The organism is Microcoleus sp. LAD1_D3 (genome assembly GCF_036702135.1).
In the GTDB taxonomy this organism is placed as follows: Bacteria; Cyanobacteriota; Cyanobacteriia; order Cyanobacteriales; family Microcoleaceae; genus Microcoleus.
Map to the genome: position 1 here is coordinate 33,655 of NZ_JAUBSB010000021.1, position 23,110 is coordinate 56,764.

Here is a 23,110-nt window from a genome sequence, read left to right on the forward strand (position 1 = left end):
AAAAAGCGCCAACAGCTTTTTGCTGAGGCGCTTTTTTTGTTAACTGTTGAGTGTTAGCGGCTAACTCTTAACGATGAGATTCTAGCCGACTGTGCGGGCTAGCAAGACGGGACAGTTGGCATAAACTCGCACGTAGTCTGATAGCGAATTTCCTAGGAGTCGATCGATATCCACAAAGTTTTTGGCAACGTTGGGTCGCCGATCCGGGGAACCGAGCACCAACAAGTCGGCATTCATGTCGTCTGCAATCCGACAAATTTCTTCCCCAGGCTTGCCTGTAGCACTAACGCAGCGGTAGCTAACTCCCATTTGTTTCGCTAGTGCTACTGCTGGGGCCAATACGGGGTCTTTGTCAGCACTTGCTGTTAAATCTGTGCTGGCTTTTCCCGTCAAATCTTTGGTGACGTGTACTAAAATTATCTCTCCGCCACTGACTTCTTTGACCAAAGATAGCGCAAGCTGTAATGACTGGTTGGCCGCTTCTGACTTGTCTACCGCCACCATGACGCGCTTGATTTTTTTAACGTAGATGTCGTCTTTTACTAACAGCATCGGTCGCGATGTTAGCTGGAAAACGTACTGGCTGACTGAGTTTTCCAAAATCGATTGCAGCCGTCCGAGTCCCCGCGAACCCATAATTACTAAGTCGGATTGTTCTTCTTCTGCGACTTGGCAAACTGTTGTTTTTGGGTCTCCCTGTTTGAGCCGGGGATTGACTCTGCTGGGATCTATTTTTAAAGACTGGACTGCTTGTGCTAAAATCTTGCCTCCTTCTTCCAATTTCTCGGCCATGCCATCGGATGTTACTTGCGGCGGCACGACGTGCAAGACGGTGACAGAGGTTTGTTGCAAGGAAGGGATGTCCATCAACATATTAAACATCTCTTCGCACAAGCCGCGACCGGCGACGGCTACTAAAATTTTTTCTATCATGGTTTTGGCGGTAAAAACAGTTGAGTTTTCTTGTGCGACGTTAAACTAGGGCGTTGGTACTCTAGTTCGTTAATGTTAAGCATAGGCCTGAAGTTTGTCTTATGATTTGTAGAAATGTAGCGTTTTGGAACGATTTGTAACGTGTTAGAGAACGATCGAACTCAACCAGAACTCGCACCGGCTGGTGCTATTCAAAACCGGCGCGGGATGGACTCTGAGGGCTGGTTTGAATATTTGGTGCGAGTGTACCCTCACCATACTGACTACAGCGGTGTGGTTTGGCACGGAACTTATATTGCTTGGATGGAGGAAGCGAGGGTGGAAAGTTTGCGCTCTCTAGGCATCGAGTATGCAGACTGGGTGGCGCAGGGTTTGGAATTGCCCGTGGTGGAACTTTCGCTGCGCTACCACCGGGCTGTACAAATGGGTCAATCTGTGGCAGTCAGAACGCGGATCGCTGCTACCGAGGGTGTGCGGCTGCTTTGGGATTACGAAATTCGATCGCCCGATACTCAAGAATTATACGTGACAGCACAGGTAACTTTGGTTGGTGTCGATCGCGACAAGGGCAAGATTATCCGCCAATTGCCGCCGGCGCTGAAGGAGGCTTTGACAAGGCTTTCTGTTAAACCTTCAACCTAAGCTGCTGTTAACTCTAAACAATAGTTTATGCAGCCTTAGTAAGTATAGTGCGTGACTTTTGAGTTACTATTTTCGCAACCAAAAATTTATTGAGTCACGCACTATACACAACTGCCTTCTGCCTTTATTGGAACTTTTAATAATGTCAAAAAAACTGGGATTGCCAGAGCCAAATATTGAAATTCAGCGCAATATTTTGGAAAAAACCGAGTTAAACTATGCCTTAACAACTGAAGACAAAACTCTTGTTTCGGGAAAGCCGGACAGTTTAAAAAACGGTGAATTAGCTGACAGTAAAGGCAAAATTTGGGCGATCGTTTCGCTGTCGGCGGCGCTGCTAGCGGTGTCGCTGGCTGCGATTTTTATTAGGTTGAGCGAACGGGAAATCAGCCCGAATGCTACTGTTTTTAACCGTTTGTGGATAGCAACTGTGGTATTTGGACTGTGGAATGGTGCGGGTGCTGCGCGTCGCCGAATGTCTGGGGCACAAGTTGAAGGGCGATCGAGCTACACTCGGCAGGATGTGATGCTGTTAACAGCCGTAGGCGTGGTTTCTTCTGCTTCTTTGGGTTTCTGGGCCTGGTCACTGACTCAGACTAATGTCGCTAATTCTACTGTACTGCGAAACTTAACTCCTTTATTTACTACTTTGGGGGGATGGCTGCTGTTGGGGCGGCGCTTTGACAACAGGTTTTTGGTGGGACTGGCGGTGGCTTTGTCCGGCGCAATTGCGATCGGCATGGAGGATTTGCAAACGGCGGGAGACACTCTTGTCGGCGACATTGCTGCTCTTTTATCGGCGATGTTTTATGCAGGAAATCTGCTGATTGCAGAACATTTGCGAACGAAGTTTCCAGCGACAACTATATTGATGTGGCGCTGTTTTATTGGCAGTATATTGGTTTTGCCACTGGTTCTGCTGGCGGGCGATCGAATTTTCCCTTATTCTTGGCAGGGATGGCTGGCTGTAATTGGTTTGGCGGTGATTTGCCAAGCTTTCGGCCAAGGACTTCTCATCCACAGTCTCGGTCGTTTGTCGTCGGGATTTGTCGCTCTTTTCCTGCTGCTAGAACCCCTGATTACTGCGATTATTGCCGGGGTGCTGTTTGCGGAAAGTTTGAGCTTGTTTAATTGGTTGGCTTTCTCCGTAGTTTTGGCTGGAATATATTTGGCAAAATCTAGCAGTTCTGCCGATAAAAAATAAAATACACAGGGAAAAAACTTAAATGTTTGCAACATCAATTGGCATGAATCACTGGCATTACGACTTTAGTTTACTACCTCAATATTTGGAGGTGCTGCTTGCTAAATTGCGGATTGCTGTGGTGTTCGGCGGCGACTGCGATCGCCCCGAATCAGTGATTTACAAAACTCACAATCCCCGCTCTTGGAAGAGTTACGAAGTCGTCGCCCGCGAGATTGCTAAAGCATTAGCAGAAATTGGATTTCAGCAAGTCTTTGTCATGCCTGATGACATGAATTTAGGCGAACAACTAAAACAAAAAAATATCCATTTAGTGTGGATGAATACTGGCGGAGTCCAGGGCTACAATCCTGTTTGTCACACTCCCGCATTGTTGGAAATGTTGGGAATGCCTTATGTTGGTCACAATCCTTTAAATAGTTCAACTTTAGATAACAAACACGCTTTTAAACGGGAACTGCAATCAGTCGGAATAAAAACCGCTCCGTTTATGACTTGGCATCCTTCTCAAGGGATTTTGCATCCTCATTTGCACGAGCGTTTTTCCATTGCTTTTGGAGATTATCCAGGGCCGTTTGTTGTTAAACCAGTATCCGGCCGCGCTTCGCTGCACGTTCATTTTGTAGACAAGATTGAGGGTTTGTCTAAGGCGGTTTCGGAAGTTCACCGAGACACTCACAATACTGCTTTAATTGAAAAGTATTTGCCTGGACGAGAATTTTGTGTAGCGGTTTGTGGCTATGTTACTTATGCTCAAGGCAAATTTGATAAAAATACAAAACCCTTTGCTTTTTCGACTGTGGAGCGGGTGCTAGAGTCTGACGAACGTATCTTTACTTCTATGGATCAAAAAGCCATTACGGCCGACAGAGGACGGTTAATGGGCGCCGAGGAACCGGAACTAAAACAAGAGTTAATTGAGTTAGCTCGAAAAATTTATTGGGAGTTTAGTTTGAACAGTTTGGTGCGGCTCGATGTCCGAAGTGATGCTGATGGCTCGCTTTATGTTTTGGAAGCAAATCCAAAACCGGATCTGAAACATCCAGGGGAAAATGTGACGAGTTTGGTAGCTTTAGGTTTGGCGGAATACGGGATGAGTTATAACGATTTAATTTTTAGTTTATTGGCGGATAGGTTGGATTATTTGTTAACTCAGCATATCGAAATTATTCCTCATATTGTGGATTTGCTGCATTAATCAAACTTGCAGGGTGCGCTGCACCTTACCTGAAAACAAAAGGGATTTGTAAAGAAATATAAATTGTTGAGCCAAGTAAACACAGGCTGGCAAGTTGTGATAGCTTTGAGTAAGATAGCAATTTGGGGATGTCCATTTTTTGGTCAGCATCAAAATCACTCAATTTATATTAATTAGATAAAACAAATGGAAGCATTACTTTTATTAATAGGATTTGGAGGCGGGGCCTTAGTCTGCTGGCTAATTTTGAATAAGCGAAATTCACGCAATTTGGTGCGGATGCAGGGTTCGCAGGAGGCTATATCGAATTTGGCTGCTCAGTTGGATGCCCGAAATTCGGAATTGCGGCAAAAGGTGCAGAATGAAAATCAGCTAAATTCTGAATTGTCCCAGTTGCAAAGTCGGTTGGGAACTGTGACTCGCGAGCAAGAATTGTTAAAAAATCAAGTGTCGGAAATGGAAGAATTTTTGGCAGGAATTGCCCAAGATCGATCGCAAATTGATGCTCTGATTGCTGATTTGCAGTTTCAGCTAGAAAATGCTCAACAAGCTGAGTCGCAGTTAGCAGAAGTGGCAGAACTTAAAGATCAGTTAGAAGTTGGGGAGCAGGAGCGATCGCAGCTTAACGCTCAATTGCTGGAACAGCAAGCAGAGTTAGAGGCGGTTGATGCAGAACACTCTCAAATTCAGGCTCTGCTGTCTGAATTTGAAACTCAGTTGGAAACTGCTACTCAAAGCAGATTGCAGGTACAGTACCAGTTGTCAGAAATTAAAATTAAGTTCGATCGCTCGATTGAAGAGCGGGAGCAACTTCAGTCTCAACTGTCGGGTTTGCAAACTCAACTGCAATTAGTCGAAGCAGAGCGATCGCAATTTACTTCGGAATTGTCCGAGCTACAAGCTCAATTGGAGAGTGCAGAGCAAGAACGCGAAATACTAAACTCTCAATTGCAAACCGCTCGCCAACAAGCAAAGCAACCTCCATTTGAATTATTAGAACTGCAAAGACAGTTAGAAGCTGCTAATCTGGATAAAATCCAGTTAAACTCTCAAGTTCATGAACTACAACTTCAATCCGAAATGGTTGTTTTAGAGCGAGAGAGACTGCTGGCTGAGTTGTCAGAATTGGAGTCTCAGATACATAGCAAGGAGGGAGATAGCTCGCAACTCCAGTCTCAGTTATCAGAACTGCAAGCTCAATTAGAAACTGCTAACACAGAACGCTCGCACCTTTATTCTCAACTGTCGAAATCCCAAAGTCAAATCGAGACAGCCAACCAGAGCCACACTCAACTTCAATCTCAAGTATCCGACTTAGAAGTTCAGCTAGACAGTGTGCGTCAAACTCGCTCTGAGTTAGAAGCTCAGCTCACTTCTCAAATCTCGCAATTGCAAACTAAAATCGAGACAGCCAATCAAAATCAAACTCAACTTCAATCTCAAATCTCCGACTTAGAAAATCAGTTAGAAAGTGTGCGTCAAACTCGCTCAGAATTAGAATCTCAGCTAGAAACTGCTAACAGAGAACGATCACACCTTTATTCTCAACTCTCGGAAACTCAAAGTCAAATCGAGACAGCAAACCAGAATCAACATCAACTTCAATCTCAAATCTCCGAGTTAGAACATCAGTTAGAGAGTGTGGGTCAAACTCGCTCTGAATTGGAATCTCAACTCACTTCTCAAATCTCGGAATTGCAAAGTCAAACCGAGACAGCAAATCAGAATCAAACTCAACTTCAATCTCAAATCTCCGAGTTAGAACACCACTTAGAAACTGTGCGTCAAACTCGCTCTGAATTGGAATCTCAGCTCACTTCTCAAATTTCGGAATTGCAAAGTCAAATCGAGACGGCTAATCAGAATCAAACTCAACTTCAATCTCAAGTATGGGACTTAGAAAGTCAGCTAGAAAGTGTGCGTCAAACTCGCTTGGAATTAGAATCTCAGCTAGAAACTGCTAACACAGAACGATCGCACCTTTATTCTCAACTCTCGGAAACTCAAAGTCAAATCGAGACAGCAAACCAGAATCAAGCTCAACTTCAATCTCAAGTATCCGAGTTAGAACACCAACTAGAGACAGTTTATCAAGAACGCTTGCAGCTAACATCGCAACTTTCCGAAGCGGGCGATCGACAATCTGAGCATTTTGACTCGGAATCACGGCAAATTGAAGCATCTGCTTCTGATCCCAAAGTTTTGAAGAGTCAAAAATTTGTTGTTTCTCAGGAGGGTCAAGGCGATTATACTACTATTAGCGAAGCGCTGAAAAATGCAGCACCGGGCACGCGGATTGACGTGGATCCAGGCGTTTATCGCGAAAGTCTAATTCTCGACAAATCGGTAGAAATTATCGGCAGCGGAGAAGTTGATCGCATTGTGGTTGAAAGTATCAACTCAAACTGCATTAAAATGGCAACTGACAGTGCTTTAGTGCGGGGTTTAACCCTGAGCGCGACGGGGAAATATTACGCTGTAGATATTAGCAAAGGTGAGTTAATCATAGAAGACAGCGATATCACTTCTGCGGACTATTCTGTGGTGGGAATTTGCGGCCCCGATGCAAATTCTATCCTCCGCCGCAGTCAAATTCATGATGGGGTATGGAACGGAATTTTTATATCCGATAATGGGAAAGCAACGGTGGAAGATTGCAGTATTTTTGACAACGGCAGTTTGGGAATAGGTGTCGGATTGGGAGGAAAATTGATCGTGCGCCGGTGTCGGATTAATGGTAATGAAGGTGAGGCGATCGGCGTTTACAGAGATGGCATTGCTACCGTGGAAGATAGCGATTTAACGGGCAATGCTGGGGGTGCTTGGCGCATTGCAGATAACGGATACCTGCGCGACAAAGGCAATCAAGAATAGAAGAAGGAAGAAGGAAGAGGGAAGAGGGAAGAAGGAAGAGAAAAGAGCGAAGAGAATTCCCAATTAGCGATTCCCAATCCCCGATTGCCAATACCCAATTACCCATTCTAAATGCCTAACAATAGAGCTGGATTGTGTTTCGTCATTAAATCAATTTCGTGCGGAGAAATGCCTTCGCCCATCAATTTTTCCACAAATAACTTGTAGCCTTCTGCAGGTAAAGGATCGGGTTTTCTTCCCAAATCTGTGCTGAGAACAAAATGCTCGGCTCCGATTAGTTTAATCGCGGCAGCCATCTTACTAATAGAAACTTGATGCCAGTTTTTGTGTCCGTCATCAGCGGCCTTTTCTCCCATCAAATCGTTGACAAATGCTAGTTCTAGAAAAGCTCCCATCTGGGCGGCTCTTTGCATATTTTCTAGGGACAAACCGGGTACATCTGCCATTGCGTGGGTAATCAGGATGTTCTTAATGTGGAGAAGATTGGCTTCACCGACAACTGCCATCACTTCTTCTGAGGAAATATGCCCGGTTTCCAATACCAAATTATCTTTTGCTACAGTCTTCAACACCGCTGCTGTTTCCGGTAAAACCTTGCCATTTTTCGCAACTTTAATGCCAATTCCGGACTTGTGAAAAACCTGCAAGTGATGCTCAGCATCAACCGTTGGTAGCCACACTACTTTACCGTATTTGCCACCGATGCGGTGCATTGCGCTTACAGCATCGGGATTAATTCCGCCTACCGAATGATTGAGAACAACTCCCCCGAAAACTTCGATTTCTGGTACTATTTTATTAACCAAAACTGCCCGCGCTGCTGTGCTGGCATAATGATTTTTCAATACAACAGCTTTCATCTTCGCCCTAGCAGCTAATTTCGCTACTTCAAAATCATCCAACCTGCGAGGAATCACATCAGGAGAAGAATGGATGTGAAAGTCGATCGCACCTTCGATCGTACTCTTTGGCAAATTGATTATCGACGACTCTCCGATAGCATAAACTGGCAGACAAAACCAATAGCAAACAATCCAAACTAACGTTAAAAAAACAGCTTGCATTCCTCCCCTCTTTCCTTCTCCCCTCTGCGTTCTCTGCGCCCTCTGCGGTTCATTCCCTCTTAATTCTATCAAATAAAAGATTTAACCGCATTTGCCAAAGCTTCTGCATTCTCTTCGTGCATTCCCAAAGAACCAGGAATAACTCGCGACTCAACACCCGGTAATTCCGTTAATGCTTCCATTTCAGCCTTTGATTTTGGTGGCGCATTCTCAGCAATTACAACCATCACCGGCACTGCTAATCGTTGAAAATTATCTGTAAATTCCGATCGCACTTTTGCCGGATCTAAACCACCAGTCACAAAGGCAGCGGAACCGTATCGAGCACCTGGTTTTTGCGTCACTTGCCATTTGCTTTGGATGAAATCCGGCGTGACTTTAGCTGCATCAACATAGACGTGGCGGCGGTACATCAAACTGAGGAATGACGGCGCAGTGTTGAGTTTGTAGAGGAATTGTCCTAGTAAGGGCGATCGTACTAATTCTCTCACGATTCCATGCCATCCGCTTTGCTGTTTGCTCATCGTCGGCAAAGGCCCGCGCCAAGTCGGCGCAGCTAACACAATCTTTGACCAAACATTGGGCTTTGATTGCGCTAATTGCATCGCATAACCCGCAGCGTGACCTGCCGCAACTACAGCAACCGGACTATTAAAAATTCCCTCAACAAAATCCTTAAGAAATTGATGATATAATTGCGGTTGATAGTCGGTTCGCGGGCGATCTGATTCGCCAAAACCCGGCCAATCTAAGCTCACAACTTGAAAGTTAGAAGCTAACAATTCTGCTAAAGGACGCATTTCTTCTCGTGTGGAAACCGTACTGAATGCCGGCAGCAGCAATACAGGATTTCCCTGTCCTCTGGTTTCGTAAATAACTTGGATTTGCGTGGCTTTCCACTTCCAGAGATATTTTTGAACTGTCGCAGGATAGTTTCCCGAATTAGATTGGGTTAAATCAGCAGTCTGAGTCACGGCTTTTTATCCGGTTAATTTGCTTCTGCGCGATCGCTCAATTCGCAAGCAAGTGCTTTATTTCTCATCATTTGAAAGATGTTATAAAATCCGTTAGCGCGGGAAGGTGTCAGACTCACATTCAATCCCGTGTCTTGAATAAAATCTGGGGTAACGCTGACGATTTCAGCAGGCGTCAATCCGCTCAAACCTTCCACCAACAATCCAACTAATCCTTTGACTAACTGAGCGTCTGAATCGCCTTGATACAAAACTTTTCCGTCTGCCAAATTTGCAGTAACATAAACTTGCGACGCGCAGCCAGAAACTTTGTTTTCCGGCAGTTTGTCGCTTTCGGGAAATGCTGGGAGTCGCTTAGCATACCACAGCAGTTGCTCGTAGCGCTGTTTTGGATCGGAGTGTCGTTGAAAGCGCTGGACGATTTTAGCTAGGGCTGCGGGTAGCGCGGTGTTTGCGGACATGATTCCAAGTAGCAGTTTATTTGGCTAATATTATAAATTTTATTGTAGCAGCAGGTACGCTCGATTTGCAACATCAGCATTGATCTGCATTCATCTACCGTTACAAACCCAAAACTACAACTTTTGGCAGTCTCGTCCGTGTAGCTGCGAATAACATTCGCCATTACAAACGGCCAAATTATAGACTGATGAAATATCAAAAAAAACAACTGTTGAGCTGTGAGAGAATTCTATAGTATGCCTTTTGCCCGAAAGACATCGAAGGGCATTTTATCGGTGAGAAATTATTGAAATTTGTGGACATCAAAAGGTCGATCGCTCTGAACTGCTCGATCGCCGATCTGAACAGGTTATTGTAGATGACAAGTGCGATCGTCCCGCAATTATCAAATTTCGCAACGATCGCGATTTGAGCAAAATTCAAACGTTAGCTCGATCACGCGCGATCGGCCTCAAGTCAGATCCAGAGGTGGCAAACCGCGCAACTGCCGCAGCGAGTTGATACACGCCTGGCAGTCGCAGCCAAACAGCGCCGCTGCCGCATCGCTTTCTTCTTCCGAAAAATCCAGCATCGCCACCCGTTCTTCACCCGGGCGCTGCCAAGTAATTCTCGGCTTAGAAGCAGCAGCAGCAGACTTGCCAGGAAGCCGCATGCAAGTCAGACGCTGAGTGTGGGGCGATCGCACGCATTGGGGCGAATCAGCCGATTGGCTTGGTGTTTCGCCAATTTGAGCGGGATTTGCGATCGCGCTCAAAGACATCACAGATCCAAAGAGCGTTGGACTTACCAATAAAGTGAGGAGCAATCGATTCATTTGTCGTCCTTAAGAACTTCAACGTATACAGTAGCCGATTATCTGTTGCAATTCAACAAGGTTTTCGTCCGATATCAGTACCATTTGCCGTTATTAAGGCTTAAAAGCCGAATATTTGCCGCCCAAACCTTCAACAATTATCCGCGTATTGGCAACCAGCATTGTCTGATAAGTATCACCTTTGCTTCCCTGTTTAAGATTTGTTGCAATTTTAGTAAATCCGGAGTGCCAGTGATAGCAAATTCATCTAATGCGGGTAAACTGATTTCAGCAAGGACAACTCAAAGCAGCGAACAAGTTTACCTCAGAAACCAGGTGGGGAGTGATGAGTACAGTTTTGGTGGTGGAAGATTCCCGCAGCCAGCGGGAGTGCATTTCACATCAGTTGAGATGCAGCGGATTGAATGTAATTCAGGCATCTGACGGTGTGGAAGCGCTGGATAAAATTGAGAAAAATTGCCCAGATTTAGTATTATTAGATGTCATAATGCCCCGTCTAGACGGCTACGGCGTTTGCCGTTTAATTAAAGCTAATCCCGAAACTCGGAACATACCGGTGGTATTTTTAACAGGCAAGGGACAGCAGTTAGCTTTATTTTCGAGGTTCCAGGGCGATCGCGCCGAGGCTTATGTTAGCAAACCTTGGCAGCCCAGGGAACTTTTGGCAACGATCAAAAAAGTTTTGCTCAATGCCAATATTAAGTTCGATCGAGTTTCTGCTGACGCTTGGACTGAATACGGAATTTTAAACTTAAGTACAGTCGAACTTTATCAAAGCCACGCCGATGCTTGGACAAAATACAGCGCCCAAATTATTAAATTGTACGATGCCAGCTTAGCAGCTTTTGAGCAAGCTTTGGCCATTGAACCGAGTCACTCGAATGCAAACAAGTATCGAAACCGAGTCCAGACAATCCGGGCAATTTTGCTTAAAAAATTAGAGCAAACTAAACCCTGCAAAGTGTGCGATTATTATTACGGCAAGGATGGCATCAATTGTGCGGTGCATCCTGCTGGCCGCCCTCAAGAACTGTGTCGCGATTGGGAATTTAATTAAAATAAAATGAAAACAAATAACCGCGCTAACTTAGAAACGCTGCTGCAAGAAAGAAACGAATATCCCGAAAGAATGGCTGAAATTGATGAAAAAATTAATGCCACTTTCCGCAAAAATTACGCCATTTTAGTAATAGATATGTCGGGATTTTCGCGCACGACAGTCCGCTACGGAATTATTCAATTTTTGGCAATGATTCACCGGATGCACGGAATTGTTAAACCGATAATTTCCGAATGCGGTGGCACTGTAGTTAAGGAGGAAGCAGACAATATTTTTGCAGTTTTTGCTGATGTAAAATCGGCTGTGGAAGCTGCGATCGACTCTTTGAAACACACGGCGGCTGTCAACACGACACTGCCACCGGAGATGGATATTTACCTCTGCATTGGTATTGGCTGTGGCGATGTTTTGATGCTGGAAGGAGAGGATATGTACGGATCGGAATTTAATCTCGCATCGAAGCTGGGAGAAGATTTGGCGGAACGAGGAGAGATTTTGCTCACCTCAGCAGCCTTTGAAAAGTTGGAAGGTGACAAGGAAGATTGGGGAAAAGTGGAACTTTCGGTTTCAGGTTTAGAATTGGTGGCGTACAAACGGCTGTAATCTGGTGAATTTCTGTTGTCTTCTCGTTCTTCGCCCTGCTGGAAAATGAGAACATGACTTGCCCCAGCCTTGACTAGAAGCCCGGTTTCTTCGCAGATATCGGGCGACTCAGGCATTTTGGTAGAAACCAGGTTGATGAGGCTATATTCTTAGAGAGTATCGAATTTAAATAAAATTTAAAATCAGATGATTGAGGAACACAAAACTTGGCAATCTATTAATTTATCCGCTATTGGACAGCGGCTGGCTTGGCTGCAGCAACAGCCAGACCAAGTTATTTTTTGCAAAGAGTCTGGTGTTCACTATGTTGCAGTCACAAAAGAGCGATCGCACATTAAGCTATCTTTAGTAGAAAAAGTAAATCAGCAAACAGATTTACTGCAATCTGTTTTCGATTTCAACCATCCTTTACACCTAGTATCTGAATATACTCAAGCGATGATGTTGGGTTTAGTGTGGCAAAGCCAACCTCAAAGAATCTACATAGCTGGATTTGGCGGCGGCAGAATTCCCTTAGTTGTGCACCACTATTTGCCGGACACTGTTATAGAATGTGCGGAGGTCGATCCGATCGCGATCCAAGCAGCTACACAGTGCTTTGGGATAAAATTGGACGATCGGCTAACTGTAACAATTCAAGACGGCCGAGAGTATTTAGAGCAGCAAAAATCAGATACTCAGTACGATATCATCATGATCGACGTAGCTTTTGGCAACGGCTACTTTCCGCACCGCCTCTCCACCAAAGAATTTTATCAAATCTGCGAAAAACACTTGTCAAGCGAGGGAGTTGTGGTAGCAAATCTGCTGCACCGAGATCAGTTTTATGCGGAAAAAATCACGACTTTTCAAAGTGTGTTTTCTCAGGTGTGCCTGTGTGTTTGCCAGGAAAGTAATAGCATTTTGATTGGTAGCAACAGCCCGATTTTGGAGAAAGATGAGATTGTTGCTAAGGCAAAATATTTGCAAGATTGCTATCAATTTTCCTTTCCATTAACAGACAGGGCGCTTGAGGTAAAAGTAGGTAGAGAATTGGCGGAGGCTGTACCTACTTTAGACAAAGCTCAAATTTTTCATGACGATTCGCCGCCCGCTGGTTATTTTGATTGCTGGTTATTCTGATATCTATAATAAGTCCGGGTTTACTCTTTGTGGAACAGGCAATATCCCTGTTGCTGATGTTGAGATCACCCAGGGATTGAAAGAGACTGCGGGATGAAATTGCCCTGTAAGTGCGATCGGATATAACCATCGAAAATAGGGCAACTGAGGAGACGGCAATGCCGTTTCCCTACCCCAATATAATCAATTTTCCTCGATAAGATATCTAACCATCGCCCGATTAATTGTAGGGAAACTGCAGGGCGTCGTCTCCTGACTGTAGGTAATATCAATTCCGATGCCACCGGATTTGATATAATTCCTATTTCATATATTCAACCATCTGCTGTTCCAGCTTAGCCAACAACGTATCCACATCGGTTGCGGCTTCCTCAAAACAAACAGGAGGTTCAGGCTTAGGTTCAAAAAGAATCAACTTAATTTGACCTTCCCCGATCGCCAAAATCGCCACTTCTGTCTCAGGTTTGTGAGCATTTAACACACCTACAACTTCCTGAATATGACTTTTTACTTGACGGTTCAACTCCTCAACCGCCTCTTTCTTACAATACACAAAACGCGCAGTTTCTGCAATATCAATTGCCAAAATCTCCTCGCTTTCCTCTCCCCTTTCCAGAAATAGCCCCCAAGCCAAAGCAGCCAATTCATGTTGATTAGCTTTCACAAATTTATCTAACTTGCGACTCCAGCTATTTTCGTTGGGTTTGGACTCAGGGCTATCAAATAGAAACATTTTCTCTTCTTGTTTGTATAAACTAATATTTTACAGTCAGTTGTCAGTTAGCAGTTGGCTGTTGGCTGTGGGCAGTTGCCTGTTGACTGGTGTCATTAGTTACCCATACCCAATGGCCCATGCCCAATTACAAATTAGCAATTCCCAATTACCCAAAACCGCTGCGTATCTATCTTATACCAGATTGCACGCGCCAGAGCGCCGCATAAATTCCGTCCTGTTCGATCAGTTGTTCGTGCTGCCCCGATTCTACCACCAGCCCCTCTTCCATGACACAAATGCAATCGGCATTGCGGACAGTAGAAAGACGGTGGGCGATCGCAATTGTAGTGCGATTCTTGGTAATTCGTTCGAGCGATCGCTGAATTGCCGCCTCAGTCTCGTTATCCACCGCTGAAGTAGCTTCGTCAAGAATCAAAATCGGCGGATTCTTCAAAACAGCCCTCGCAATTGCAATTCGCTGCCGCTGACCTCCCGACAATTTTTGACCGCGTTCCCCTACAATAGTGTTGTAACCGTCCGGCAATTGGGCGATAAACTCGTGCGCTTCTGCAATTTTCGCAGCATTTACTATCTCTCGATTGCTTGCCTCAAAACTGCCGTAAGCAATATTTTCTGCCACCGTACCGTGAAACAAAAACACATCTTGACTCACCAATCCGATCGCTCTCCGCAAATCTTTTAAATTCAGATTATTTAATTCTATACCGTCGAGATAAATATTGCCATGCTGTACCTCGTACAACCTCAAGATTAGCTTCACCAGCGTACTTTTTCCCGAACCAGTAGCCCCAACAATCGCAGTAGTTTTTCCCGCCGGCAGAGTCAGGGAAAAATACTGCAAAATCGGTTTTCTTTGATTGTAAGAAAAGGTAACATTTTTAAATTCCAACTCACCCTTAATCGAACTAACCGGCCGCCGAATATCACCCGTGCGAATTGCGATCGGAGTATCCAACAAATTCATCACCCGATTAGTAGAAGCCATAGCGCGCTGGTATTGATCCAGAGTATTTCCCAGGCGAGTCAGCGGCCACAACAACCGCTGGGTCAAAAACACTAAAACGCTGTAAGTTCCCACAGACAACCGGCCCGCCACAACCTCCAAACCGCCCAGAAATAATGTTGCAATAAACCCCAAGAAAATCACAACCCGAATCAGCGGAATAAAAGCTGCCGAAAGTACGATCGCCCGTCGGTTACTTTGGCGGTAAGCTTGGCTTTGTGTTTCGATGCGCTGAATTTCATAATCTTCGGAAGTAAAACTTTTAATAGTAGTAATTCCCATCAAATTATTCGACAGTTGCCCGTTCAGAAAACTCACCTTTTCCCGCACGTCAGTATAGAAAGGAGCGAGGCGATTTTGAAAGGCGATCGAACCCCAAATAATAAAAGGTATCGGCAGCATTGACAGCCCAGCAACAGCAGGAGAAGCAGCAAAAAAAGCCGCCCCAATCACAACAACCGTTGTAATTACCTGAATCACCTCATTAGCGCCGTCGTCCAAAAAACGTTCGAGTTGATTGATATCATCGTTGAGAATAGAAATCAAACCACCAGTGCTGCGTTCTTCAAAATAAGCTAATTCTAATTCCTGCAAATGGCTGTAAGCTTCCAGACGCAAATCGTGTTCAATATCCTGAGCCAAATTGCGCCACAAATAATCATAGGCATATTCAAAAACAGATTCCAACGTCCAAACAATCAAACTCACAAAAGTAATAATTGCTAGTTGCCAAAAGACATCTTTTATGCCCCACTGAGCGAGTATAGAATCTTGCTGTTTCACCACCACATCAACGGCAATACCGATTAATGCTGGCGGCGCTAAATCAAATAATTTATTCAGCAGCGAACAGATACTTGCCAGCCAAGCTTTCAGGCGGTAGCGGCGCCCGTACTTTAGCAGCCGCTTTAGGGGATGGACAGGTTTTGATGGATTTGGTGATGCTTGAGAATCATTCATAGGGCATTGGGCATGGGAAATAGGGCTGAGAATTAGAAATTAGTAGGGTGCTCGGCGCGCACCTTACCTTTGTTTAATTGTTAATTCTCAAAAGCCCGGTTCCTAGGCTTTAAACGTTAACACTCGCTTCATTTTAGCGACTACACCAACTATTTGCGCCTCAATCTGAACGTGAATTACTGGTTGAATTGGGTTGTAAATTTTGGATCACAAGTGGTAATTCTCTCTCGCTTGTTGAGTCAGCTTCAGCTTGTGTTCGAGAGCTTGCCAATTTTCGGCTTCGATATCGCTGATGAACTCGTCGAGACTGTCGCGGTAAATAGAGAGCGATCGCAACAATTCCTCTCGATTGTACTTGGCCACCATCACTCCCAGTTCGGGATTGCCGCCCCCCACCCGGCTGGTATCCCGAAAACCAGAACTTGCTAAATGTTGGGCTAAATTAACAATATCCCGATCGCCCTCTCGATCGCAGGCAGCAACCAGCGTCGCGCTCGCCACGATCGGCAAATGAGAAATCCAAGCCACAGCTCGATCGTGCTCTTCCGGCTCACATCGGTAAACTTTAGCACCCAGCAACCGCGCAATTTCCTCAACCTTATCCACCGCAAACGGCGGCGTCTGGGGAGTCGGCGTCACCACGTAAGGCCGGCCCACAAACAAATCCGGCACCGCCGCCTCAATCCCGCTTTCAGCAGTCCCCGCCATCGGGTGTCCCCCCACAAAATTCGGCCACAGAGGAGACACAGCCTGCACTATGGGTGTTTTTACGGAACCGACATCCGTTACAATAGTATCAGGGGAAAGATAGGGCACCAACTCTCGGACGATCGGCTCGATCGACCCCAGCGGCGTGCAAATAAAAACCAGATCGGCTGCTGCCATTAGAGACAGGTGTATGCTGGCTTCATTTACAACACCGCGAGCTTGCGCCCGATAGCAAGTCTGCTGCCGACTCGAAACCCCAAAAACATTAAACCCGCGCGATCGCAAATCCAGCCCGATCGAGCCACCAATTAAACCTAGTCCTACAATACCGATATTCATAGCAATAAAATGGGGATATTTGATACGGTGCCGCCCCCATGACAGTCGAGGAACTCCTGAAAAAATATGCCGCCGGAGAAAGAAACTTTGCCGGAATCAACCTGACTGAGGCCAACCTCAGCGGCGTCAACTTGAGCGGAGCCAACCTCAAGGGTGCGAATCTGAGTGTAGCAAACCTGAGCGGAGCCAACCTCAGCAAAACCAACCTCACAGGTGCCAAACTCAACATCGCCAGACTCAGCGGCGCCCATCTAGGCGGCGCCGACCTCACCGACGCCGACCTCAACGTCGCTTACCTAGTGCGAGTTGACCTCAAAAAAGCCACACTCATAGGAGCAAAACTGATCAGAGCCGAGCTAATTCGAGCCGAGCTCAGCGGCGCCAACCTGCAAGGCGCAAACCTCAGCGGCGCCACCCTCACCGAAGCCACCCTTCGAGGAGCCAACCTCGAACAAGCCAACCTTCGAGGCGCTCATCTCAGCGGCGCGTGCTTGACAGAAGCCAACCTCGAACAAGCCAACCTGCAAGGCGCCGACCTTAGCCGAGCCGACCTCAGCGGCGCCGACTTGCGAGGCACAGAACTGAGACAAGCCAACCTCACTCAAGCCGTACTCAGCGGCGCCGACCTCAGCGGCGTCAATTTGCGCTGGGCAATCCTCAGCGGCTGCAATCTCCGCTGGGCCGACCTCAGCGAAGCCAAATTGAGCGGTGCCGACCTCAGCCGAGCCGACCTCTGCCACGCCGACCTGTCAAATGCCAGTTTAGTTCACGCCGACCTGTCAAATGCGTATCTGATCCGCGCCGACTGGATTGGAGCCGACTTAACCGGAGCCACCTTAACCGGAGCCAAACTCCACGCAGTTTCGCGGCTCGGCATCAAAACCGAAGGCATGACCTGCAAGTGGGTTGATCTGAGCCCCAACGGCGACCACAGCCAAATTTACTGGTTGAACTCCGGAGGAACCCACGAATTTTTTCACGAAACTTTGCCCACAGTTCGGATTGTGATTGACTCGCCCTTAGACCAAGGCGCTCATTTTGCCCTAGCTGCAACTTATTACCAAATTGCCCAACAATACCCGAGTTTAAGTCAGCCTCCCACGATCGAAGTCAGCTCCAGGCGCACCGTACTCGCCTTTAAAATGGACAGCGACGATAAATTATTTGCCACCGCTTACGTTGCCATCATTCCTTTTAACGACGCCGCCACAACTCAAAAAAACCTAATAGCTTTGATGAAAATGATTCAATCCCATGATGCAGGCAAACTTAACGTCAAAGAATCTAAACACGTCCAGTTATGCAGCAAAGCTCTCAACCAAGCTATCAGCAAAGTAGACCAAATCAAAATTTCCAGTTCTTTTCCAAAAATCGGCGAAAGCATCAATTTCTTTCAAATTCCAACACAGATGATCTTAATTAATTCCCGCGATCAAAGACTCAGCGTATATCACCACCCTGCCTTCGGCAAGCGCCTGATTAAAAAATACGAGCCAAGTAACTCACCATCGGGTAAGTTAGCCGAAAGCACAAAATTGGCTCAAGCTAATATCACTAGCATTTTGGATTTTATAAAAGGCTTCCACAATATAGATGTCTAGCCATATTGCATCAAGTTACAAAAAATGCTTATTGTAGTTTAAAGGTTGGCACAATAAAGCTTTGTTCTAGCTAAGACATCAGGGAAATTGAAAAGCATGGATGCCGAAGAACTCATCACCAAATATGCTGCAGGAGAAAGAGATTTTACTGCCATCCTCCTTTGCGAGGCAAATCTCAGCAGGATCGATCTCAGCGGGGCTAATTTCAGTGAGGCAATCTTGAGCCTCACCAACATGAGCGGCACCAATTTGTCAAACGCCAACATGAGAAAAGCCAAACTCAATGTTGCCAGACTCAGCGGTGCCAATCTCTACAAAGCAAACCTCAGCGGCGCTATCCTCAACGTGGCTAACTTGATTCGAGCCGACCTCAGAGAAGCCCAACTCGTCGAAGCTACAATGATCAGATCCGAACTGATCCGAGCCAACCTCAGCAGTGCCAACTTGAGTGGTGCAAATCTCAGCGAAGCAGATTTGAGAGAAGCAACCCTCAGAGAAGCCAATCTAGAGCAAGCCGACCTCAGCGGGGCTCACCTGAGAGGCGCTTTTCTAACAGCGGCAAACTTGGAACGGGCAAACTTGCACAGAGCCGACCTCAGCAGGGCAGACTTGCGAGGAGTAAACCTCTGCAATGCCGAACTCAGACAAGCTAATCTGTCTCAGGCAAACCTTAGCGGCGCTGACTTGCGAGGCGCTAATCTCCGGTGGGCTGACCTCAGCGGGGCGAACCTGACCGGCGCTGACCTCGATGAAGCGAGATTGAGCGGGGCCAACTTGTACGGGGCAAATTTAAGCAATGTCAACCTGTTGAACGCTACTCTGGTACATGCGGATTTGACTCAAGCGAATTTGATTCACGCTGATTGGGTGGGCGCCGATTTGACGGGGGCGGCCCTGACGGGGGCAAAAATTTATGCGGTGTCTAGGTTTGATGTGAAAGCAGATGACATTACCTGCGATTGGGTTGACCTCAGTCCTAACGGCGATCGCAGCCACATTCAGCGCTTTACCCCAGAAGAATCTCAAAGGTTTTTCAATGCTACACCGCCGACAGTTCAAATTATTGTCGATCGACCCCTCGACCCCGATGCTAACTTTGTCCTTGCAGCTACCTACCGCCAAATTGCCCGTCAATACCCTGCTTTGAACCATCCTCCCAGTATCGAAGTTAATTCTCGACGCACAATCATATCATTTAGAATAGAACAGGACGAGCAACTATTTCCCACAGCTTTCGTTGCGATTATTCCCTTTAGTGATGCAGCATTTACTCAAAAAAATTTGATGACTCTCATCAAGATGATTCAACCCCAAAGTGGTAATAACCTGGGCGTCAGAGTGTCAAATATGGTAGTGCAATTAAACGTCGCCCTGACCAAAACAATGAGAAAAATAGGGGAAATGAAAATTCAGCCGATTCGCCTAGATCGCGAACCGATGTCAAGTTTTTTCCAATCGCCTACCCAAACTGTACTGGCTAACTCCAGCGCCGAAAGTTTGATGATTCACTATCACCCAGACTTTGGCAGAAACTTGACAAATTTACCGGGAGTCAACAAAACCTCTATCAGTCCTGCAATTAAAGCCCAAAGATTTACCACCCCGCCGCTAAATACGGTCATTGAGTTTGTCAAAAGCTTTTATCAGCTCGGTGAGTAAATACTATAAATTACTTTGATATTATTTCTGTTTATGCCATATAAAAGTTAGCCGATTGCCCTTTCATTCAGGTAAACAAATGGAAGCTGAAGAACTGCTCAAACGATTTGCAATCGTCAAAAGATACACTGAAGGCGACAGAGATTTCACAGGAATCAACCTGAATGAAGCGAATCTCAGCCGCATCAACCTCAGCCAATCAATTTTAAGGGGGGCTAGCTTATTTGTCACCAACCTCAGCGGCGCTAACTTGAGCGAAGTTAACTTGAGCGAAGCTAACTTGAATGTGGCTAGACTCAGCAGTACCAACCTGTCGCGGGCAATCTTAAACGGGGCGACTCTCAACGTAGCAAACTTAGTGAGAGCCGATTTAAGTGCAGCTCAATTAATCCGAGCATCCCTGATTAGAAGCGAATTAGTCCGCTGCGAACTCAGCAAAACTAACTTCAGTGGCGCTAACTTGACTGAAGCAGATTTAAGAGAGGTAAAACTGACGGAAGCTAACCTGTGCGGTGCTAATCTTTCCGGTGCAAATCTCAGAGGTGCTTCGGCTTCTTCAGCTAACTTTCAAGAAGCTAACTTGCACGGCGCGGATTTGACGAAAGCAGAACTTAGCGGCGTCAATTTGAGCAAGGCCGATATGAGACAAGCTTCTTTGCAACAGGTGAATCTCAGCAGTGCCAATTTAAGCGGAGCTAACCTCAAATGGGCTGATTTGACGGGAGCTAACCTCAACGGCGCCGATCTGAGCTGTGCTAAATTGAGCGGAGCTAATCTCAACGGAGCAGATTTAAGAAATACTAATTTAGCAAGTGCTAGTTTCGTTCACGCTGATTTGACAGAAACAAATTTGATTAATGCTGATTGGGTGGGCGCTGATTTGAGGGGAGCAACTTTAACAGGAGCAAAACTGTATTTGGTTCCTCGGTGTGGTATCATTGCAGATGATATTACTTGCCAGTGGGTTGACCTCAGCCCCGCAGGCGATCGCACTCATATTCAACAATTTAATTCGCCGTCAGAATCGAGAAAATTTTTAAATCACACGCCTGGGTTAGTGCAAATTGTGGTTGACGCACTTTTAGACTACTCCGCAAACAGCACTTTAGCAACAGCTTACAGCGAAATAGCTCGGCATTACCAGGTAATGAATTTTCCTCCTAATATTGAAGTCGGCTACCGCCGGACAACTCTCACTTTTAGATTTGATAGCGACGAGCATTTATTGCCAGCAGCTTTTTTAGCGATTCTTCCTTTTAAGGATGCTGTACCAACTCAGAAAAATATTATAGCGATCGGCAAAACTATCGAAAGTCAAAATTGGGATAGAAAACGAATTGTGGTGTTGTGTAAAGCATTGAGCGCCGCTACAAGTAAGTTAAATGAGTTGAGAAAATTGATCTCTAATATATCAAGTATTAATCAGCCAACAACTTTTTTTCAATCACCTACCCAAACTATTTTAATTAGTTCGGGGCAGGAGAGTTTGACCGTGCAGTGTCACCAGAATTTTGGTCAGCGACGTGGAAATAATCAGGAGAGTAAATTCAGTTTGCCTATCGGTCAAAAAGTAGTTGATTTTCTGGCCAGTTTTGATTATGTTGAGTGAGAAATGTCAATTTTAAAACCGATTGATTGAGGTAGAAGTCCACAACTCGTTGCTCCGCTTTCTGCGATCGAACTCCGAGCCGCACTGGCCACACCATTTAACGATGGCGAGGCTCGTGGCGCGGGCTTTGCGCTTGGGGCGCAGCGCTCTAATTCAAACAGGGCTTCCCGCTGGAGCTTACCGACAGCGGTATCGAGTTAGCTATTTGATGCCGATTTTGATGTGGCCGGAGCCTGTGATTTTAGTGGCGCCGACACCGCTGATTGAGTATTTGAGAGCAGTGGAAATTCCGCGTTTGCAAGAGTGGCTGCAAACAGAGGGGTCGATCGAGACTTATTCGGATCGTGCCACTGGGCGAGGATTGATGCTAGCCGATCCAGAGTCTTGGCTGGCGGCTCGCTTGGCGGGGAATTCGGAACTGCACAGGAATATTCCGACAATTATCGACGGTGTGGATGACTTGGAAGTTTGGACGCGCCAGCAATTGACGGCGGGTTTGCAACCGGCTGATTGGAATGATTTAATGCAATCTCAGCCTTTGGAAGCCGATGCCATCCTCCAAGGGCGAGTACTGCTAACGCGGGCTTTCTTTCAGCATCCGGCGAAACCTGAGGAGTGCTATTTGCTGGAAACGGCAGAGCAAAATATTTTGAAGGGGCTGTTTGAAAGTATCGAGCCAAACCCCCTAATTCCCGCTGCTTGGAGCAATTTTTGGCAGCGGTGGGAAGCAAACGGAAAACTGCGGTGGGCGCAAATTCATCGGGAGGCTGGGTCATTTTCTCTGTACTGCGCGCCGGTGCAGGTGGGGGAGGTTTTGGGCCAAATTTGGGACGATCAGCCCGTGGTGTTGATTGGTGGGGCGGTGGATGTGGAACCGAAGGCTCCGATTTTCCGGGAAATGCTGGGACTTCCAGAATTGACGAGCGTTAAGTTTTCGCCCGATCGACAAAGCGAATTAATTCAACTGTACATTCCCAACTGGCTGCCGCTGCCTAATACGCCGGAATTTCAGGGTGTTTTAATTGAAGAAATTCGGACTTTGCTGTTTATGAGCGCGTCGGTACCAGGGTTAACGGTGCTGATTGTTGGTGATGTACCGCTGAAGGCTCGGCTGGCGGCGATTTTGGCTTCTGAGTTCGGTTCTCGGGTGCAGGTTGAAAAAACAGAGGTGGGCGAGAATGCGATTTTGGTGACTGGGTGGGAGTTTTGGCGGGAACATCAGGGGGAATTGAGGGCGCCTCACTTGCTGGCGATCGCAACTTTGCCGCTACCTTCTTTGGAGAATCCTTTGGTGACGGCGCGTGTGGCTTATTATAAGGAACGGCGCAAGGATTGGTTTCGGTTGTATTTGCTGCCGGCGGCGCTGAATGAGTTGCAACGGGCGATCGCGCCGGTGCGAGAACGTCAAGGGGTGGTGGCGATTTTCGACAGCAGGGTGATTCACCGCAGTTATGGACAGCAGGTTTTAGCGGCTTTGAGTCCTTTTGCGAGGATTGATTATTTGGATACGACTTGGCTGACGCAGGCTTGAGATGACCTGTTGGC

The 23,110-nt window shown here is 46.3% G+C and carries 19 protein-coding genes; 11 read left to right on the forward strand and 8 right to left on the reverse strand.

Going from position 1 to position 23,110, the window contains the following annotated elements; all coding sequences use genetic code 11:
- Positions 1-81: 81 nt before the first annotated feature.
- Complete coding sequence (locus tag QUA74_RS14415; protein WP_333329881.1) at positions 82-933, reverse strand: universal stress protein; 852 nt, start codon at positions 931-933, stop codon at positions 82-84.
- Between the two features lie 141 nt (positions 934-1,074).
- Between QUA74_RS14415 and QUA74_RS14420 the strand changes: the two genes are divergently transcribed.
- The 4 genes from QUA74_RS14420 (at position 1,075) to QUA74_RS14435 (ending at position 6,851) form a co-directional block, all read left to right on the forward strand.
- The gene (locus tag QUA74_RS14420; RefSeq protein WP_333329884.1) at positions 1,075-1,575 is read left to right on the forward strand and encodes a thioesterase family protein; all 501 of its coding nucleotides are present in this window, start codon (positions 1,075-1,077) and stop codon (positions 1,573-1,575) included.
- Positions 1,576-1,717: 142 nt separating this feature from the next.
- Entirely contained in the window at positions 1,718-2,779 is a 1,062-nt protein-coding gene (locus QUA74_RS14425; protein WP_333329886.1) for a DMT family transporter, read from the forward strand.
- Positions 2,780-2,801: 22 nt separating this feature from the next.
- Positions 2,802-3,977, forward strand: coding sequence for an ATP-grasp domain-containing protein (locus QUA74_RS14430; RefSeq protein ID WP_333329888.1), 1,176 nt, complete (start codon positions 2,802-2,804; stop codon positions 3,975-3,977).
- Between the two features lie 186 nt (positions 3,978-4,163).
- A complete protein-coding gene (locus tag QUA74_RS14435) occupies positions 4,164-6,851 on the forward strand; it encodes a right-handed parallel beta-helix repeat-containing protein (RefSeq protein WP_333329890.1) in 2,688 nt (895 codons plus the stop codon).
- A gap of 107 nt (positions 6,852-6,958) precedes the next feature.
- Here QUA74_RS14435 and QUA74_RS14440 read toward each other — a convergent pair whose 3' ends face one another.
- The 4 genes from QUA74_RS14440 to QUA74_RS14455 all read right to left on the reverse strand — a co-directional run bounded on the left by QUA74_RS14440 (position 6,959) and on the right by QUA74_RS14455 (position 10,165).
- A complete protein-coding gene (locus QUA74_RS14440) occupies positions 6,959-7,915 on the reverse strand; it encodes a DUF6282 family protein (protein WP_333329892.1) in 957 nt (318 codons plus the stop codon).
- Positions 7,916-7,983: 68 nt separating this feature from the next.
- Entirely contained in the window at positions 7,984-8,889 is a 906-nt protein-coding gene (locus tag QUA74_RS14445) for an alpha/beta hydrolase (RefSeq protein ID WP_333329894.1), read from the reverse strand.
- Between the two features lie 14 nt (positions 8,890-8,903).
- On the reverse strand, positions 8,904-9,350 hold the full coding sequence (locus tag QUA74_RS14450) for a SufE family protein (RefSeq protein ID WP_333329895.1): 447 nt from the start codon (positions 9,348-9,350) through the stop codon (positions 8,904-8,906).
- Positions 9,351-9,802: 452 nt separating this feature from the next.
- Positions 9,803-10,165, reverse strand: a complete 363-nt coding sequence (locus QUA74_RS14455; RefSeq protein WP_333329897.1) for a hypothetical protein — start codon at positions 10,163-10,165, stop codon at positions 9,803-9,805.
- Between the two features lie 325 nt (positions 10,166-10,490).
- Here QUA74_RS14455 and QUA74_RS14460 point away from each other — a divergent pair, with 325 nt between their 5' ends.
- From QUA74_RS14460 to QUA74_RS14470, 3 genes are all read left to right on the forward strand, one after another.
- Positions 10,491-11,222, forward strand: a complete 732-nt coding sequence (locus tag QUA74_RS14460) for a response regulator (protein ID WP_333329899.1) — start codon at positions 10,491-10,493, stop codon at positions 11,220-11,222.
- A 6-nt stretch (positions 11,223-11,228) separates the two neighbouring features.
- The gene (locus QUA74_RS14465; protein ID WP_333329901.1) at positions 11,229-11,828 is read left to right on the forward strand and encodes an adenylate/guanylate cyclase domain-containing protein; all 600 of its coding nucleotides are present in this window, start codon (positions 11,229-11,231) and stop codon (positions 11,826-11,828) included.
- 186 nt (positions 11,829-12,014) lie between these two features.
- Complete coding sequence (locus QUA74_RS14470) at positions 12,015-12,950, forward strand: fused MFS/spermidine synthase (protein ID WP_333329903.1); 936 nt, start codon at positions 12,015-12,017, stop codon at positions 12,948-12,950.
- A gap of 301 nt (positions 12,951-13,251) precedes the next feature.
- Here the strand turns inward: QUA74_RS14470 and ccmS are convergent, their stop codons facing one another.
- From ccmS to QUA74_RS14485, 3 genes are all read right to left on the reverse strand, one after another.
- On the reverse strand, positions 13,252-13,683 hold the full coding sequence (ccmS, locus tag QUA74_RS14475) for a beta-carboxysome assembly chaperone CcmS (protein WP_333329905.1): 432 nt from the start codon (positions 13,681-13,683) through the stop codon (positions 13,252-13,254).
- Positions 13,684-13,852: 169 nt separating this feature from the next.
- On the reverse strand, positions 13,853-15,649 hold the full coding sequence (locus QUA74_RS14480) for an ABC transporter ATP-binding protein (RefSeq protein ID WP_333329907.1): 1,797 nt from the start codon (positions 15,647-15,649) through the stop codon (positions 13,853-13,855).
- 207 nt (positions 15,650-15,856) lie between these two features.
- On the reverse strand, positions 15,857-16,696 hold the full coding sequence (locus tag QUA74_RS14485) for a prephenate/arogenate dehydrogenase (protein WP_333329909.1): 840 nt from the start codon (positions 16,694-16,696) through the stop codon (positions 15,857-15,859).
- 38 nt (positions 16,697-16,734) lie between these two features.
- Here QUA74_RS14485 and QUA74_RS14490 point away from each other — a divergent pair, with 38 nt between their 5' ends.
- The 4 genes from QUA74_RS14490 to QUA74_RS14505 all read left to right on the forward strand — a co-directional run bounded on the left by QUA74_RS14490 (position 16,735) and on the right by QUA74_RS14505 (position 23,096).
- The gene (locus QUA74_RS14490) at positions 16,735-18,297 is read left to right on the forward strand and encodes a pentapeptide repeat-containing protein (protein WP_333329911.1); all 1,563 of its coding nucleotides are present in this window, start codon (positions 16,735-16,737) and stop codon (positions 18,295-18,297) included.
- A gap of 96 nt (positions 18,298-18,393) precedes the next feature.
- Complete coding sequence (locus tag QUA74_RS14495) at positions 18,394-19,956, forward strand: pentapeptide repeat-containing protein (RefSeq protein ID WP_333329913.1); 1,563 nt, start codon at positions 18,394-18,396, stop codon at positions 19,954-19,956.
- 79 nt (positions 19,957-20,035) lie between these two features.
- Positions 20,036-21,565 (forward strand): pentapeptide repeat-containing protein, encoded by a 1,530-nt coding sequence (locus QUA74_RS14500; RefSeq protein WP_333329915.1) that lies wholly within the window; start codon positions 20,036-20,038, stop codon positions 21,563-21,565.
- A 22-nt stretch (positions 21,566-21,587) separates the two neighbouring features.
- Positions 21,588-23,096, forward strand: coding sequence for a helicase C-terminal domain-containing protein (locus tag QUA74_RS14505; RefSeq protein ID WP_333329917.1), 1,509 nt, complete (start codon positions 21,588-21,590; stop codon positions 23,094-23,096).
- Positions 23,097-23,110: the final 14 nt, after the last annotated feature.